This is a genomic window from Formosa bonchosmolovskayae, assembly GCF_051016085.1.
In the GTDB taxonomy this organism is placed as follows: domain Bacteria; phylum Bacteroidota; class Bacteroidia; order Flavobacteriales; family Flavobacteriaceae; genus Formosa.
On sequence record NZ_CP174605.1, the window covers coordinates 394930 to 410943 of the forward strand.

Consider the following 16014-nt stretch of genomic DNA (forward strand, 5'->3'; position numbering starts at 1 on the left):
AAGAATACACCCTTAAATTTTATAATAGAAAGAGATTATTTTCTACTTCTGTTACTAATCTACGGCGTCTTCTACGTCGTCTGCAACATCTTCAATTCCATCTCCAACATCGTCTGCGACATCTTCTATTTTGTCTCCTGTAGATTTCTGATCTCTACAACTTGTAAAAGTTGATAAAGAGAACGTCATTGCAATTGCGAATAATACTATATAAGCTGATTTTTTCATGTTTTTAGTTTTTATAAGGTTTTTAATTATTTTATTGAGCTTCTACCAGTGAATAGAGAAATTACAAATAAAACTAAAAATATAAAGAATAGAATTTTTGCAATTCCTGCAGCTCCTGCTGCAATTCCACCGAATCCTAAGATTCCGGCAATAATGGCTAAAATTATAAATGTGACTGTCCAACGTAGCATAATATTTGGTTTTTAATGGTTAATATTTAATAAGAAATAGTTGTTACTCTATTTCGATACTGTAAAGGTATAGGAATACCGAAGCTCCATTTAACTGTATCACTTTTAAACTTAACCCAAATAAGAAACCGCTTTAAACGGCGTCTTCCAGCCCAAGTTCCTCTTCATCTTCCTGACCCTCAGAAGCACAATTTAATAATAGATGTGTAGAGGTTGGAAATCGGTTTAAAATATAATCGTGCGATTCTTCAAGAAGTTCTAAAGCGTGTAGCGTATCTATTTTAGGATTTAACCACCGATCGTGAAGTTCTCTTTTTAGAATGGCAGGTTGAAATTTAGAAATGGAATTTGAATGTTCATCTAAATGATCTTGTATAATAATGGAAAAGGTGAAAAATCCATCTTCTAATTGATTATAAATTCCAGCCACACAAAAAGGAGTGTTCTTAGTATGATTTACAAAGAAAGGAGTCACTTCTCCTTCCGACATACTAAAATCCATATAGCCTGTCATGGGGACCAAACAGCGTTTAACTTCGCTATCTCTATAAAACTCTAAATGTTTTTTTAGTGTCCCTGTTTTAATATTTAACGTATTCTGATTATTCTGATAAGGTTTCCAATCGCCCCTAAAAGATTCGGGTAACATGCCCCAAATGGCGTATTGTAAGTGCTTATTATCTTTAGTTGTAAGTATAGGCAATACACTTTCTGCAGTACCATCTATTCTTTTTCTAGGTTTATATAAGTGCGGAAATTTGAATTTTGCCGAAAGTGTATCTTCAACAGAAACTCTATTTGCAATATTCGATATTTGATAGAACATGATTCTTATTTTTTTAAATTATAAATGAACTGAAGCGGAATGATTTTCATTCATAAAAGTCCATTTAAAGAGGTGTTCTTCAATTTAAATTTGAAGTCTCGCCTCCATTTAATTTGTTATAATCGTTTCTCATGTGTACTCTCATCCTCCTTACCGTATTTTTGCTTATAAATTCTAAGTATAAGTAAAAACAGACTGATTAATAAAGGACCAAATACAAGACCAATAAAGCCGAAAAGTGGCACTCCCACAAGAACTCCGAAGAGTGTTATTAACGGATGGACATCGTCTAAACGTTTTAAAATAACCAAGCGCAGTAAATTATCGGTAGAACTAATTACAATAAGTCCGTAGGCCAAAATTCCCCATGCTTGACCGGTATCTCCATTCATATAGGTTAGAATAAAAACGGGTAATGTCCCTAGTAAAGTTCCTATAAAGGGAATCATTGAACCCACAAAAACAATAACGGCCCAAAAAAACGGATCCTGGATATTAAATATAAAAAAACCAATTAAAGCCACTATACCTTGAGCAAATGCTACCAACGGAATACCAATGGCATTAGATTTTACCATGGCTAAACTATCGTTACCAATAATTCGTAAGTTCTCGTTACTTAAAGGTATATAGTCTAACATCGCATTTTGCAAAGCCTTTTTATTACTCAACATAAAATACAACATAAAATACATTAAGGCAATGGCAATAAATACATTAAAAGTAGATCCCAATACATCTGGCACATTCTGCGACAACCAAGTCGAGATGGAAGACGTATCTATATTAGATGTAAAATCGTATCCCATTTTCTGCTCCCAACTGGAAGCTTGCTCTTCAATTGTACTTATAAAACTCTCCGATTTTGAAATGGCTTTTTCTACCCGGCTCCCTAATAACAAACCCGTTCCCGCTATCGGAATTAATATTCCGATAAAGGATATTATTAATAGCAGAACGGCTGCTATAGAAGGTTTCCACCCTTTCTTTTTAACCAAGAAAGTCATTGGCTTTTGTAGCAAAACGAAAAATGTTATGGCTCCCAAAACTCCGGATAAATATGGAATTAATTCAATAATAATAATGATCCCAAAAAAGCAAATGAGTAATAAAACAAATATTTGTCTTATTATACTTGGAGAGATTCGTTTTCGCATGTGTTTGTAAGTGTAAATGAGTTATTAATTGTAGTCTATTATTCTTAATGATTACGTAAGGCAGAAATTAATTCGTCTTTACTCATCTTAGAACGGCCTTCAATATCCAGGTCTTTCGCTTGCTCGTACAATTCGGACTTAGTCCGATCTTCATAAGCACTCGCTTCTCCCCCACGCTTCCCTGCATTTGGAGAATTTGCTATGCGTGCAGATTTCTCTTTACTATATCCTTGGTCACGTAAGGCATCGTACTGTGCTTCATTCTTTATTCTTGGTCTATCTCCCATGACAATGATTTTAAATTTATTAACATCAAATATCGCCATAAGATTCTTATTTAATTAATTCAAAACCATCAAATCTTAGCTGTAACACACAACGTTACGCGGCCATATATAGTAGTGAGATGCCCACATAAAGAAGACTTATTCTTAAGAAAATCACAATTTGTGATTGCGTTAAAAATTAAAGTAAAACAGGTAATGTACCGTTTAGATTTGAGATAATTTTACATCAGTAATAACCATAAAACATAAAATCATGAATAACGATCAGATAGAAGGAAAATGGAAACAAATTAAAGGTCAGTTTAAACAGAAGTACGGTAAAGTAACCGACGATGATCTTACATATTCAGAAGGACAGTTCGACGAAATGGTTGGAAAACTTCAAGAAAAAACAGGGAAGACAAAAGAAGAGCTTCGCGACGAAATCAATAATTGGTAAAATTTTGTTAGTTAATTTTTATAGGTAGAACCCCGCTAAATATTATTTTTAGCGGGGTTCTTTGATATTATTTATCTGTTTTAATTTGCGCATGTTTGGTAGGCGAAATATCGATGGTGTAGTGTTTAGCATACACCCAAGTAAATTGGGCCCCGAAAAACAAGATCAGGCAAGAGTATGACACCCAAAGTAGCATTAATACCACTGTACCTGCTGCACCATAAGTAGAACCTGGATCGGCTTTAGTAAAATAATAACCTAACAACGATTGCCCTATAACAAATAAAACAGCTGTTAAAAAGCCTCCAGACCACACGCTTTTCCATGGAATTTTAGCATCTGGTAAATATTTAAACATAAGAGAAAACAGTGCCGATATTATGGTTATAGACACACTTAAATCTATGGCATAGGCCGCATATAAAACCTCACTTGGAAACACCCTTTGAATATAATCATTTAGAATTGATATTCCCGCAGACACAACAAGACTCACTAAAAGTAAAAATCCTACCACAAGAATAAAGGCAAATCCACGGGCACGACTTATTAAAATATGCTTAAACGGCGAACCTGGTTTCATTTCAATATCCCAAACATCGTTTAAGGATAATTGCAATTGATAAAACACCCCAGTCGACGCAAAAAGCAAGGTGGCAATTCCCACTATAGTCGACCACACATTCCGACTTGTATTCTGAGTTTCCTGAATCATTGTGGTAATCGATTCGGCGGCATCGTGACCTAAGGCGCTGGAAATTTGTTCTGTTAATTCCCCCTCAACAATGGCCGTTCCCCAAATAGATCCAATTACATTTATTATTATTACCAAAAGTCCCGGTAGCGATAATATAGAGTAATAGGCTATAATAGCGCTTAAACGCCAAGGGTCGCTTGCCATCCATCTTTTAAATGTTTCCTTTAGCAAATACGGAAAATCTTTTATCTTAAATTTATCATTAAATATATGTGCCATATAAATTGTTTCATCTGTTTTACTTTATAAAAGTATATATTTTATATGAACTGAGATAGTCTACAAAATCTATTCCTTTAATATTTTTAACAAAAATTTATCATTTGAGCACATCTAAAATGCGTTTAAGTCAAAGCACAGTCTTAATTCTGTTTAGCTTTGTATCCTAGTAAAATAAGAATAAACTCTAAATTATCTGGTTATGGAACTACAATTTGAATATGTGAACATACCAAGAAATAACTATTTTGAATATTTAGTCGAAGAAAAATTAAATCCTTTAGCGAGAAAGTTCCCAATTGTTATTAGCGCTAATGTGTTCTTTAAAGTTGAAAATAAAACGAAAGAAATAGATAGTATTTGCGAAATAAAACTTGACACTCAAAAATCGAGTATCTATGTTGTAGCTCACGAAGAATCCATCGAACAAGCGATACAAAAGACATACAGTGCCCTAGAAAAAAAGTTAATAGATGATAATAATTAATCTTATTGAGAAAAATCAAGAAATTTATTACCTTGAACATTATATTAACTTATGATTAAAAACCTTCAAATATTATTTTGAAGGTTTTTAAGTTCAATACCCTTTTAGCCTAATACTTATAGCATGAGCACAACAGAACATATACTACTCCCACATTCCGAAATCGGAAAGCTGTTAAATTCTAAAGCATTTTCAGATACAGTCAAAACATGGCCACAGCATTTAATATTCACTTTAAATATGCTGTTACAAAACCAACAGCCTCAATTTTTATGCTGGGGAGACGATTTACTTTTCTTTTATAATCAGGCATTTTACGATGCCTTTCTTGCGGAGAATAACAATCATGATTATCTTGGTAAATCTTTTAAGCGTATAACTTCCGAAATACTTTTTGAATTAATTCTTCCCTTAGAAAAAACTTTAAACGCTCGAGAACCGCTAAGCATAGAGGATTTAGAAATTAAATTTGAAGGTCAGAATAAAACGTATTGGACATTTCATTTTATTCCTTTACAAAAACAAGAAAATCTAGCAGAAGGTGTACTTGTATCTTGCCAAGATGATACCACTAAATTTAAAGCGAGTAGAAAATTAAGCAAGCTCACATCGCGATTTACCAATATTGTTAAGCAAGCTCCAATTGGAGTTTTAATTATCTCTTCCAGAACAAAATTAATAGATACCATTAACTGGAAATACAGAAAACTATTCAATAAAAATTATAAAGTTGCCGTTGGCGACAGTTTTGAAGATGCCCTGCCACAAACGCCATTCGATTTAAAATCGGAAATTCTAAAAACATTAGAAACAGGTAAAAGTTTCCAATTGACAGAAATCCCTATAAGTTTATCGCAAAACGATACATCCAAAATACACTACTATAATTTTTTAGGTGAAGCAATAAAAGACGAAAACGAAGTTATTACCGGATTAATTTTAGCAACTACAGAAGTTACAGATTCTGTAACAGCCAAGCAATCTGTATATGAAAGTGAAAATAGATTTAAAAATTTAGTGTTGCAAAGTCCTGTACCCATAGCCGTGTTTCACGGGCCAGATCACATTATAAAGATTGCCAACGACACCATGCTAAACAATATTTGGAGAAAGGATTACGACAGTTGTATAGATCAAAAATTATTAGATGTATTTCCGGAATTAGAGCATCAAAAATTTCCTTCTCTTTTAGATAAGGTCTACAAAACAGGACAACCACATAGCGAAAAAGAAGCCTTAGCCACCATAGAAGGTAAAGATGGTGTGCGAAAATTTTATTTCGATTTTGACTATTCTCCCATTTACGAAGCCGACCATATTGTAACAGGGCTTATCATTACTGCCGTAGATGTAACCGAAAAAGTAACGTCCAGAAAGCGTATTGAAAAAACCGAAACCCGTTTGCGCATTGCTACCGAAGCCGCAGAACTTGCCACTTGGGAATTAGATTTACAAAGCAAATCGCTCTCTCATAGTAAACGCTTACCACATATTTTAGGCTACCCAGAAAGCGACACCTTAACTAAAGAGTTTATAAGAAGCCGTACGGTTCCAGAAGACCTAGACACGATTTTAATTCCCGCTTTTAAAAAAGCACTAAAAACGGGAACGTATTTTTACGAAGTACGTACTAGAAAAAAAGACAATTCTATTATATGGATTCGTACACACGGAAAAGTTTTTTACGATGATAAAGGAACCCCTACTAAGTTATTTGGAACACTTAGGGAAATAACGTTAGAAAAACGTAACGAGCAAGAGCTAAAAGACAACGAACAAAAATTCCGACTTCTAGCCGATTCTATGCCTCAAAAAATATGGACTGCCAATACAGACGGCGTTTTAGATTATTACAACCAGACTGTTTACGATTATACAGGGCATACACCTGAGACTTTAAATCCGTCGAACTGGCTAACAATTGTACATCCAGACGATAAGGCCGAAAATGAATTTCTATGGAGAAGAGCTATAGAAACTGGTGAAGATTTTATTTTCGAACACCGATTTATAAGATACGACGGCCAATACAGATGGCAATTAAGTCGTGCCATTCCGCAACGTGACGAGAAAGGACAAATACAACGTTGGGTGGGAACAAGTACAGACATTCAGGATCAGAAAATGTTCTTACAAGAGTTAGAACGCCAGGTAAAAGAACGTACCAAACTTTTGGGAGAAGCCAATGAAAAGTTAGAATCTTCGATAGAAGAATTACAACGCATGAACGAAGAATTGCAGTCTTTCGCCTATATTTCAAGTCACGATTTACAAGAACCGCTTCGTAAGATTCAAATATTCTCGTCTCGCATTTTAGACCTTGAGAAAGATAATCTGTCCGAAACAGGAACCAATTACTTTAATCGCATGCAGAATGCCGCGCACCGTATGCAAGTTTTAATTAAGGACTTACTTACATACTCTAGAACAAACACCTCGACACGGACCTTTGAAAAAACAGATTTAAATACTGTACTAGACGAAGTAAAAATTGATTTAAAAGAACTAATTAAAGAACATAATGTAACGATAGAGATTGGAGAGTTATGTACCGCTTATATTATACCGTTCCAGTTTATTCAACTTATGAATAACCTTATAAATAATTCTATAAAATTTGCTCGCGAAGGTGTGCCTCCAGTTATTAAAATAGATAGTGTTATCGATAAGGGATCTACATTTAAGTTAGAACAACTTACTGCAGACGGTGAATATTGCCATATAAGAATATCAGACAACGGTATTGGTTTTGATCCTGAATATGGAGAAAAAATATTTGAAGTTTTCGAACGTTTACATACCAGAACGGCATACGAAGGGACAGGAATTGGATTGGCCATAGTTAAGAAGATTGTAGAAAATCATGACGGATTTATATTCGCTCAAGGTGAAGAAAATAAAGGAGTTACATTTAATATTTACATTCCTACAGATATTTCTTAGCCATAATGCATTTTTTATAAATTCGAATTGAATTAATTTGTAAATTAGCTTCTCCCTTTTACAAATTAGTTTAATAGGAATTTAACTTAATGCTATTTATAACACATTGTAAGCCAAAACATTGTTGTAAATTTTACTACTTTTTATGAACTTACAAAAATTAAAAGTTGCCTTGGTGGATGACGATGAAGACGATCGCTTCCTATTTAAAGAGGCTATAGACCAAATTCATATTAAAACTGAACTGTCCCTTTTTGAGAACGGACAGAAGTTTATGGATTTCCTATTACAACCCAATTGTATTCTACCGCAAGTCGTGTTTTTAGATTTAAACATGCCTGTAAAAAATGGATTAGAATGCTTACAAGAAATAAGAACAACAGATCATTTAAAAGAATTGTCTATTGCGATTTATTCCACCTCATCATCAGATAATGATATAGATGAAACCTTCGTTAATGGTGCTAATATATATATTAATAAGCCAAACGATTTTTCAAAATTAAAATCGGTTATAGAAAAAGTACTGCAGATAAATTGGCAATACAATACCTCTAACCTGAACAAAGAAAACTTTATAATGCGACTATAATTATATAGCTTAAAGTCGCTTTTAAGTCTAAAACACATTGCCCAATTGTTAATTAATGTTAATAGTTGGGCTTTTTCATGTCTTCACCTGCCACACATAAAACATTACGAAACAACCACTTAACCCTGTTTTCGTAAAATTATATAACACAATCTGAAAATTCTGTAACACGAACCCTCTGCATTTTTCTGAATTTTGACATATCAATTATTAAAAACTAAATCTATTATAATATGAAACCAACTTCAAAACAATATGCTCGCGTCGGAAGAATTAAGAAAGTTGCAAATTTCAAACTTCCAAATATAAACGCCATGTTAAACAGCTTAGATAATTCGACGCAACGCGTAACATCAAAGCAAAGACCGAACCACATTTAAAAGTATTCGAGTAACCAGCGAAAAAATTAAAGACCATTTTTAACTTAAAACAAAAACTCATGAAAACCTTATATATAAAATCGACTTCTGCTAGTAAAATGATTAATGATCTTCAAGCTAAAATTGGAGGAACTATTTCTTCACTTAATCACGAAAACGTTTTAACTGTTGATAATGATTTAGCTCAAGGTACTATTAGCGCGATTAGTGTTAAAAAGAGCATTACATATATCGCTTTTGATATTGAGTTTAAAAGAGACATTAAGTTAGTAAATACTATTTTAAAATCGTCTCCAGTATATTTCACATATTGTTCGGAAGGACATGTAGAACATAGTTTCTCTGTAGAGGGTGAAACAAATACATTGGATGCTTTTCAGACCGCCATTTTAAGAAGTGCAGAGTCGGTTAATAACGTATATCACTTTAAAAAGGATATGACTTATAAGTTTTCTACAATTGTAGTGAGCACAGATGAGGTTTCTGTTAAAAATAATGAGTTAAACTCTAAGTTAGACGAAATTTTTAAACCAGAAGGCGACAACACTAATTTCACATATTTTGGATCTTACAATTTAAAAATATCTGAAAAAATTGAACAATTAGAAGCTATAAATCAAGAAGGTGTAGTGAGACGCTTACTAATTGAAAGTACAGTACAAACCATATTAGCGTTAGAAATACAACAACATACAGACGATCTTAGACATGCGAGTAACCAGTTCGGATCGTTAAATAAAGAGGAAATGGAAATTATTAAAGACCTTTCTGTTTTCATTAAAAATTACCCTGAAAAACAATACACTCTAAAGTATTTAAGTTCTAAATCAGGCTTAACACCTTCAAAATTACAAGAAGGTTTTAAATTATTACACGATAGAACGGTAACCGATTTTATTAGAAACGTACGTGTAGAAACTGCCGAAGATTTAATTAAAACTTCAGACTTAAACATTTCAGAAATTGTTTATACTGTTGGGTTAACAAGTAGAAGTTACTTCTCTAAAATATTTAAAGAAAAGTACAATTGTAGTCCGAAACAATACCAGGACAACCAAAATTCGTTAGCTGCAACAGCATAACTTATATATATAGAAATCGCCCATATAATATATTATGTGGGCGATTTTAATGTTGTAAAACCATTTACAAATAAAAAACTTAGACATGCAAAAAGCGGTTATCTTAATTAAGATAACCGCTTTTATATATAATACTTTTAAGCGTTTTGTTTAACTATTCATAGAAATTAAAAACTCCTCGTTGTTTCTTGTTTTCTTAAACCTATCATTAATAAATTCCATAGCTTCAACAGGATTCATATCGGCTAGGTATTTACGCATAATCCACATACGTTGTATAGTCGTTTCATCTAATAAGATATCGTCACGACGGGTACTTGATGAAATTAAATCGATAGCAGGGAAAATTCTACGGTTAGCAATACGTCTATCCAATTGTAGTTCCATGTTACCAGTTCCTTTAAATTCTTCGAAAATCACTTCGTCCATTTTAGAACCTGTATCTGTAAGTGCCGTAGCAATTATAGATAAAGAACCTCCATTTTCAATATTACGTGCAGCTCCAAAGAAACGTTTTGGTTTGTGTAATGCATTCGCATCTACACCACCACTTAATATTTTACCAGATGCAGGTTGTACCGTGTTATAAGCACGTGCTAAACGTGTAATCGAATCTAATAAAATCACAACATCATGACCACATTCTACCAAACGTTTTGCTTTCTCTAAAACAATGTTGGCAATCTTTACGTGTTCGTGTGCTTCTTTATCAAATGTAGATGCTACAACTTCACCGCGTACGTTACGTTGCATGTCTGTAACCTCTTCCGGACGTTCATCTATTAATAAAATAATCTGATATACTTCTGGGTGATTCGCTGCAATAGCATTTGCGATGTCTTTTAATAACATCGTCTTACCCGTTTTAGGTTGCGACACTATCATACCACGTTGTCCTTTACCAATCGGACAAAATAAATCCATGATACGCGTAGAAATGGTACTTTGCTTTTCTGCTAATATAAATTTCTCTTGTGGAAATAATGGTGTCAAGTGTTCGAAAGATACACGGTCTCTAACGACATTAGGATTCTGACCGTTAATTTTACTAACTTTAATTAAAGGGAAGTACTTTTCACCTTCTTTTGGTGGTCTTACCTGACCAAGAACGGTGTCTCCCGTTTTTAATCCGAATAAACGAATCTGAGATTGTGATACATAAATATCATCTGGAGATGATAAATAGTTATAGTCGGATGATCTTAAAAAACCATATCCATCTTGCATAATGTCTAAAACCCCTTCACTCTCAATAATTGCATCGAACTCATATTCTGGTTCTCTGTAGCGGTTTCTACTATCTTTATTTCCATTATTTGAAGGATGCTGGTTTCCGTTAGACTTGTTATTTTGTCTTGGATTAGGACCATCTTTCTTCTGATTTGAATTGTCTCTTTTCGGACGGTTTGGCTGATTCTCTTTTTTAGGAGCATTAGAAGGCTTTGGGCCTTTATCGTCCTTACTTGGAGTGGCAGCATTGTCGTCTTTGGCTTGAGGAGCTTTCGCTGCTGGTCTTGGGTTAGGCTTGCGAGCAGGTTGTCTCTTTACAGGCGCTGGTTTCGGAGCCTCCTCTGCTACATCTTTAACTTCAGAAACAGGGGCTTCTTCAGCTTTTGGTTTTTGTTTTGTATTTGGTTTTACCGCTTTTGCAGGTACACGTTTTTTTACACGTTCGCGTTTAGGTTTTGAAGCATCCTCTTCTTGAGGTGCCGCGGTATCTGTTGCAACCGTCTTAACTTCTATAACAGCCTTAGGGTTAGTTGCTTGGTGATCTAATACCTGATATACTAAATCTAGTTTTTTAAGAGTCCGAAACTTAGGAATATTTAATTTTTTCGCTATTTCCTGCAACTCAGGAAGCTTCATTTCTTTTAATTGAGAGATTTCAAACATTGATGTTCAATTGAATATTTGATTAGAATTTAAATATTGAATTATTCTGAAGAAAATTTGATCTTATTCTGAAGAATTAACAATCTAAAACAAAGAGTGTTGTACATTGTTATTGCAATTATACAACTTTTATTTTAATATTTTATACTAATATTCTCAAAGAAACTGCTATTTTTGTGGTCTAGTTTATAAAAAACGAATGATACAACGTATACAAACTATCTACCTTTTATTAGCCGCTATTGTAAGTTGCGGACTCATATTTGTCTTTAATTTATGGACAAATACAGAAGGTGTTTTAGTATATGCAACCGATAATTTAATCGCATTGGGCTTGTTTTTAGGTTCTGCACTATTATCTTTAGTATCTATATTCATGTATTCAAATAGAAAGCTCCAATTTGTATTGGGCCGTCTAAACATCATATTAAACTTTTTTTTACTAGGCTTTTTCGTGTATCAGTCTCTAAACTTATCTGGAGAAACTAACGTTTCTGAGAAAGGTATTGGGATGTTCCTTCCTATAATTTCTATCGTATTATTAGTGTTAGCTAATAAAGCCATTAAAAAGGATGAGGATCTTGTAAAATCTGTAGATCGATTACGTTAAACCTATTATCTTAGTAGTATTAGTGCGTGTAAAAAACCCGAAGGTTGTGCTTCGGGTTTTTATTTTTTAAATTCTATCACTTCCAAATCTTTTATTTCTGTTCCGTCTATAGTAAACCGTAACATGGTTCGTACCTTATGAAACCCGTGTTTCCCTATAGCTCCTGGATTCATATGCAATAACCCTAATTTTTTATCGGGCATCACTTTTAAAATATGCGAATGTCCGCAGATAAAAAGTTTAGGCGGATTATTTCTAATCTCGTCTCTTATTAAAATGTTATATCGGTTTGGATAGCCACCAATATGTGTGATCCAAACATCTACACCCTCGCACATAAAACGATTATTTTCTGGAAATACACGTCGTACCTGTGCATCATCTATGTTTCCATAAACGGCACGTAGTGGTTTTAATGCTTCAATAGCATCAGTAACTTCAAGATTACCAATATCGCCAGCATGCCAAACCTCATCGGCTTGTTTTACATACTTTAATACGTCATCATCAATGTAACTATGGGTATCAGAAAGGAGAAGGATTTTTATCATTAAGGTAATATTGTGAGTTCAAACTAGGAAAACTAATTATCTTTGTGCTTCACTAACAAAAATACGATTATTCTTGAGATATTTTTTAGAACTTTCTTATAACGGAACAGCCTATCACGGTTGGCAAAACCAGCCTAATGCAATCTCTGTACAAGAAGTTATTGAAAAGGCTTTGACTGTTATTTTAAAAGAGAAAATCGCTATTATGGGAGCTGGTAGAACAGATACAGGTGTACATGCCAAACAAATGTATGCACACTTTGATTATGACGGTACCATTAACAATACTCAGTTACTTTATAAATTGAATTCGTATTTACCAAAGGACGTTGCTTTGCATCGCATTTTCCCCGTAAAACCTGATGCGCATACACGTTTTCATGCGGAAAGCAGAACCTACTTATATCGTATTGCGCTTCAAAAAAATGTGTTTAATTTTAACGAAGCTTATTGGGTTAAACCCGAATTACATATTGAAAACATGAGAACCGCAGCAAACATGCTATTGGAGTATAAAGATTTTCAATGCTTTTCTAAAAGTAATACCGACGTAAAAACGTATAATTGTAATATAATGGCGGTAAACTTAGAGATCGTACAAAACGAATTACACTTTACCATTACTGCCGACCGTTTTTTAAGAAATATGGTTCGGGCCATTGTAGGCACCCTAATTAATGTAGGTTTAGGAAAACTTGAAGTAAACGATATACCACGAATTATTTCGTCTAAAAACCGAAGTGAAGCAGGATATTCGGTACCCGCTAAAGGCCTATATTTAACACAAATTATTTACCCAGAATCGATAGTTATATAAATGGATAACAATAAAAAAAATAGCGTAAACCTAAGTTTATTTAAACGCTTGCTAGAATATATAAAACCGTACAACAAAGTGTTTGCCGGAGTATTTATCTCAGTTGTTTTATTGGCAATATTTGGTGCTGTTAGACCTTATATATTACAACAAGCAATAGATAATAATATAGCAACTAAAACCCTTGAAGGCTTTTTACCATACATTTTAATCATGGTAGCCCTTTTGGTTTTCGAAGTTATTTTTCAGCTAATTTTCATTTATTATTCCGGTTGGTTAGGTCAAAGTGTAGTAAAAGATATTCGTGTAAAATTATTTAACCATATGCTTCGTTTTAAGATGAAGTATTACGATAATTCTTCGGTTGGTGTTCTTATTACACGCTCTGTTACCGATATGGAACGTATAGCAGATATTTTTGGAGAAGGTTTATTCATGATTTTTAGAGACGCTCTAACCATGGTTGTCGTAGCTGGAGTTATGGTCTTTATAAACTGGAAGCTGAGTATCATCGTATTTTTAATGCTCCCGTTGGTATTATATGCAACACGGGTTTTTCAGAAGTATATGAAGAAAGCTTTTGAAGAAGTACGTACCGAAATCTCTAACTTAAATTCGTTTGTACAGGAGCGCGTTACAGGTATGAAAATCCTTCAATTGTTTACAAGAGAAGACACCGAATTCGATCACTTTACAAAAATTAATGAACGCCACAAAAAGGGTTGGTTAAAAACAGTTTGGTACAATTCCATCTTCTTCCCTATTGCAGAATTATCCGGTTCTATAACCATTGGTTTAGTGGCTTGGTATGGCGGGTTGGATGCGGTAATGAGAAACTCTTCATCCTTAGGAGACTTAACAGCATTTGTTATGATGATTCCTATGTTGTTTAGACCATTACGTCAAATTGCAGATAAGTTTAACACCTTCCAAATGGGAATGGTTGCCGCAACGCGTGTATTTAAAGTTATCGACACAAAATCGCAAATAGACGATATTGGTACAGACATCGCGGATCAATTTAAAGGGGATATTTCTTTTAAAAATGTGCGTTTTAGTTATGTAGAAAATGAAGTGGTTTTAAAAGATATTTCTTTTGAAGTAAAAGCAGGACAAACTGTAGCTATTGTTGGAGCCACCGGAGCTGGAAAATCGACTATTATTAATTTACTGAATCGTTTTTACGAAATTGATAAGGGTGTAATTTCAATAGACTCTAAAGACATTAAGGCCTTTACCTTAAAATCTCTACGCTCTCAAATTGCGGTTGTATTACAAGATGTGTTTTTATTTGCAGATACCATTTTAAACAATATCACATTAAACAATCCCAGCATTACCAAAACGGAGGTTATTCAGGCCGCTAAGGATATTGGAGTACACGAATTTATTGCAAGTTTACCAAATGGTTACGATTACAACGTAAAAGAACGTGGTGTTATGCTGTCTTCTGGGCAACGCCAATTAATTTCTTTCTTACGTGCATATGTGACTAATCCGAGTATTTTAATATTAGATGAGGCAACCTCTTCGGTAGACTCGTATTCCGAGCAACTTATTCAAACTGCTACCGATAAAACCACTAAAGGAAGAACATCTATAGTTATTGCGCACCGTTTAGCAACCATTATAAAAGCCGATAAAATTATAGTAATGGATTCGGGTGAAATTGTTGAACAAGGCACACACGCTGAATTGCTTAAAAATGAAAACGGGTATTATAAAAATCTTTACGAGGTACAGTTTATGAAAGAATTATCTGCTTAAACTAGATCGTTTTTAATTAACGTTTTTAGTTCTTCGGTAGATTCAAACATAATGAACTCTCCATTTTTAAAGTAAGAAATCTGCCCAGTTTCTTCACTTACCACAAGCGCTAAAGCATCTGTTTTTTCACAAACACCTACCGCAGCTCTGTGGCGTAAACCAAAACGTTGCGGTAAGTTTTTCTCGTTATTAACAGGTAAAATTACACGTGTTGCTTTTACAATATTATTCGCTATTATAATAGCGCCGTCGTGCAACGGACTATTCTTAAAAAAGATACTTTCTATAATAGGCTGCGTTACTGTAATATTCATTTCATCGCCCGTTTGCGCTAAGAAATCGAGATTATTATTACGTTCAAAAACAATTAAAGCGCCTGTATTTGTAGAGGCCATTTTGGTACATGCCGATATAATTTCGTCTACATTAGTGCCATCGTTGCTTTCTGTTTTTAAAAATTTGAGTTGTTTTAACAACTGACTACTTTTGCTAAAGTTTGTAGATCCAATCATTAATAAAAATTTACGTAACTCTTGCTGAAACACCACAATTAAAGCAAACATCCCAACGCTAATAAAGCCTCCAAGGATGTTACTTAAGAGTTGCATGTGCAATGCTTCTGTAATCTTCCAAATGATATAAATAATTACAATTCCTATAAAAATGTTTATAGCCACCGTTCCTTTTACTAGTTTGTAAACATAGTAAAGCAAGAAGGCGACTAAAAAGACATCTATAATGTCGATTAATGTAAATTTTAAGAGGTCACTAAAGATTTCCAAAGGGTA

The 16014-nt window shown here is 33.8% G+C and carries 18 protein-coding genes; 9 read left to right on the forward strand and 9 right to left on the reverse strand.

The window, feature by feature from the left end; translation table 11 throughout:
- Positions 1-54 precede the first annotated feature (54 nt).
- The 5 genes from ACKC83_RS01495 to ACKC83_RS01515 form a co-directional block, all read right to left on the reverse strand.
- Complete coding sequence (locus ACKC83_RS01495; RefSeq protein ID WP_414035225.1) at positions 55-228, reverse strand: hypothetical protein; 174 nt, start codon at positions 226-228, stop codon at positions 55-57.
- Positions 229-254: 26 nt separating this feature from the next.
- Entirely contained in the window at positions 255-419 is a 165-nt protein-coding gene (locus ACKC83_RS01500; RefSeq protein ID WP_414035224.1) for a DUF1328 family protein, read from the reverse strand.
- A gap of 133 nt (positions 420-552) precedes the next feature.
- Complete coding sequence (locus tag ACKC83_RS01505; RefSeq protein ID WP_434036784.1) at positions 553-1245, reverse strand: SOS response-associated peptidase family protein; 693 nt, start codon at positions 1243-1245, stop codon at positions 553-555.
- Between the two features lie 116 nt (positions 1246-1361).
- Positions 1362-2402: an AI-2E family transporter gene (locus tag ACKC83_RS01510; protein ID WP_414035222.1), complete on the reverse strand. Its 1041-nt coding sequence runs from the start codon at positions 2400-2402 to the stop codon at positions 1362-1364.
- A 44-nt stretch (positions 2403-2446) separates the two neighbouring features.
- Positions 2447-2728 carry a DUF7218 family protein gene (locus ACKC83_RS01515; protein WP_414035221.1) on the reverse strand — a complete coding sequence of 94 codons (282 nt, stop codon included), beginning with the start codon at positions 2726-2728 and terminating at the stop codon, positions 2447-2449.
- A 214-nt stretch (positions 2729-2942) separates the two neighbouring features.
- Between ACKC83_RS01515 and ACKC83_RS01520 the strand changes: the two genes are divergently transcribed.
- Positions 2943-3128 (forward strand): CsbD family protein, encoded by a 186-nt coding sequence (locus tag ACKC83_RS01520; protein WP_414035220.1) that lies wholly within the window; start codon positions 2943-2945, stop codon positions 3126-3128.
- A 67-nt stretch (positions 3129-3195) separates the two neighbouring features.
- Here ACKC83_RS01520 and ACKC83_RS01525 read toward each other — a convergent pair whose 3' ends face one another.
- Complete coding sequence (locus ACKC83_RS01525) at positions 3196-4104, reverse strand: YihY/virulence factor BrkB family protein (RefSeq protein WP_434036785.1); 909 nt, start codon at positions 4102-4104, stop codon at positions 3196-3198.
- A gap of 202 nt (positions 4105-4306) precedes the next feature.
- On the opposite strand from ACKC83_RS01525, the gene ACKC83_RS01530 reads away from it, so the two are divergent.
- The 5 genes from ACKC83_RS01530 (at position 4307) to ACKC83_RS01550 (ending at position 9588) form a co-directional block, all read left to right on the forward strand.
- The gene (locus tag ACKC83_RS01530) at positions 4307-4591 is read left to right on the forward strand and encodes an HPF/RaiA family ribosome-associated protein (RefSeq protein ID WP_434036786.1); all 285 of its coding nucleotides are present in this window, start codon (positions 4307-4309) and stop codon (positions 4589-4591) included.
- A 123-nt stretch (positions 4592-4714) separates the two neighbouring features.
- Positions 4715-7534: a PAS domain-containing sensor histidine kinase gene (locus ACKC83_RS01535; protein ID WP_434036787.1), complete on the forward strand. Its 2820-nt coding sequence runs from the start codon at positions 4715-4717 to the stop codon at positions 7532-7534.
- 145 nt (positions 7535-7679) lie between these two features.
- A complete protein-coding gene (locus ACKC83_RS01540; RefSeq protein WP_414035216.1) occupies positions 7680-8126 on the forward strand; it encodes a response regulator in 447 nt (148 codons plus the stop codon).
- Positions 8127-8359: 233 nt separating this feature from the next.
- Positions 8360-8506, forward strand: coding sequence for a hypothetical protein (locus ACKC83_RS01545; protein ID WP_434036788.1), 147 nt, complete (start codon positions 8360-8362; stop codon positions 8504-8506).
- Between the two features lie 59 nt (positions 8507-8565).
- The gene (locus ACKC83_RS01550) at positions 8566-9588 is read left to right on the forward strand and encodes a helix-turn-helix domain-containing protein (protein WP_414035215.1); all 1023 of its coding nucleotides are present in this window, start codon (positions 8566-8568) and stop codon (positions 9586-9588) included.
- A 150-nt stretch (positions 9589-9738) separates the two neighbouring features.
- On the opposite strand, the gene rho is transcribed toward ACKC83_RS01550, so the two are convergent.
- Positions 9739-11481 (reverse strand): transcription termination factor Rho, encoded by a 1743-nt coding sequence (gene rho / locus ACKC83_RS01555; protein WP_434036789.1) that lies wholly within the window; start codon positions 11479-11481, stop codon positions 9739-9741.
- A 199-nt stretch (positions 11482-11680) separates the two neighbouring features.
- On the opposite strand from rho, the gene ACKC83_RS01560 reads away from it, so the two are divergent.
- A complete protein-coding gene (locus tag ACKC83_RS01560; protein ID WP_414035213.1) occupies positions 11681-12091 on the forward strand; it encodes a DUF4293 domain-containing protein in 411 nt (136 codons plus the stop codon).
- 59 nt (positions 12092-12150) lie between these two features.
- Here the strand turns inward: ACKC83_RS01560 and ACKC83_RS01565 are convergent, their stop codons facing one another.
- Entirely contained in the window at positions 12151-12642 is a 492-nt protein-coding gene (locus ACKC83_RS01565; protein ID WP_414035212.1) for a metallophosphoesterase family protein, read from the reverse strand.
- A 73-nt stretch (positions 12643-12715) separates the two neighbouring features.
- Between ACKC83_RS01565 and truA the strand changes: the two genes are divergently transcribed.
- Positions 12716-13459, forward strand: coding sequence for a tRNA pseudouridine(38-40) synthase TruA (truA, locus tag ACKC83_RS01570; protein WP_434036790.1), 744 nt, complete (start codon positions 12716-12718; stop codon positions 13457-13459).
- Positions 13460-15226: an ABC transporter ATP-binding protein gene (locus ACKC83_RS01575; RefSeq protein WP_434036791.1), complete on the forward strand. Its 1767-nt coding sequence runs from the start codon at positions 13460-13462 to the stop codon at positions 15224-15226.
- Here the strand turns inward: ACKC83_RS01575 and ACKC83_RS01580 are convergent.
- Positions 15223-16008: a diadenylate cyclase gene (locus tag ACKC83_RS01580; RefSeq protein ID WP_382384629.1), complete on the reverse strand. Its 786-nt coding sequence runs from the start codon at positions 16006-16008 to the stop codon at positions 15223-15225. The two genes, ACKC83_RS01575 and ACKC83_RS01580, sit on opposite strands and share 4 nt — an antisense overlap.
- Positions 16009-16014 lie beyond the last annotated feature (6 nt).

What these genes read in the sequence shown, in the direction of transcription:
- ACKC83_RS01495 (WP_414035225.1), bottom strand. Translation starts at nt 228, where the DNA reads ATGAAAAAATCAGCTTATATAGTATTATTCGCAATTGCAATGACGTTC.
- ACKC83_RS01500 (WP_414035224.1), bottom strand. Translation starts at nt 419, where the DNA reads ATGCTACGTTGGACAGTCACATTTATAATTTTAGCCATTATTGCCGGA.
- ACKC83_RS01505 (WP_434036784.1), bottom strand. Translation starts at nt 1,245, where the DNA reads ATGTTCTATCAAATATCGAATATTGCAAATAGAGTTTCTGTTGAAGAT.
- ACKC83_RS01510 (WP_414035222.1), bottom strand. Translation starts at nt 2,402, where the DNA reads ATGCGAAAACGAATCTCTCCAAGTATAATAAGACAAATATTTGTTTTA.
- ACKC83_RS01515 (WP_414035221.1), bottom strand. Translation starts at nt 2,728, where the DNA reads ATGGCGATATTTGATGTTAATAAATTTAAAATCATTGTCATGGGAGAT.
- ACKC83_RS01520 (WP_414035220.1), top strand. Translation starts at nt 2,943, where the DNA reads ATGAATAACGATCAGATAGAAGGAAAATGGAAACAAATTAAAGGTCAG.
- ACKC83_RS01525 (WP_434036785.1), bottom strand. Translation starts at nt 4,104, where the DNA reads ATGGCACATATATTTAATGATAAATTTAAGATAAAAGATTTTCCGTAT.
- ACKC83_RS01530 (WP_434036786.1), top strand. Translation starts at nt 4,307, where the DNA reads ATGGAACTACAATTTGAATATGTGAACATACCAAGAAATAACTATTTT.
- ACKC83_RS01535 (WP_434036787.1), top strand. Translation starts at nt 4,715, where the DNA reads ATGAGCACAACAGAACATATACTACTCCCACATTCCGAAATCGGAAAG.
- ACKC83_RS01540 (WP_414035216.1), top strand. Translation starts at nt 7,680, where the DNA reads ATGAACTTACAAAAATTAAAAGTTGCCTTGGTGGATGACGATGAAGAC.
- ACKC83_RS01545 (WP_434036788.1), top strand. Translation starts at nt 8,360, where the DNA reads ATGAAACCAACTTCAAAACAATATGCTCGCGTCGGAAGAATTAAGAAA.
- ACKC83_RS01550 (WP_414035215.1), top strand. Translation starts at nt 8,566, where the DNA reads ATGAAAACCTTATATATAAAATCGACTTCTGCTAGTAAAATGATTAAT.
- rho (WP_434036789.1), bottom strand. Translation starts at nt 11,481, where the DNA reads ATGTTTGAAATCTCTCAATTAAAAGAAATGAAGCTTCCTGAGTTGCAG.
- ACKC83_RS01560 (WP_414035213.1), top strand. Translation starts at nt 11,681, where the DNA reads ATGATACAACGTATACAAACTATCTACCTTTTATTAGCCGCTATTGTA.
- ACKC83_RS01565 (WP_414035212.1), bottom strand. Translation starts at nt 12,642, where the DNA reads ATGATAAAAATCCTTCTCCTTTCTGATACCCATAGTTACATTGATGAT.
- ACKC83_RS01575 (WP_434036791.1), top strand. Translation starts at nt 13,460, where the DNA reads ATGGATAACAATAAAAAAAATAGCGTAAACCTAAGTTTATTTAAACGC.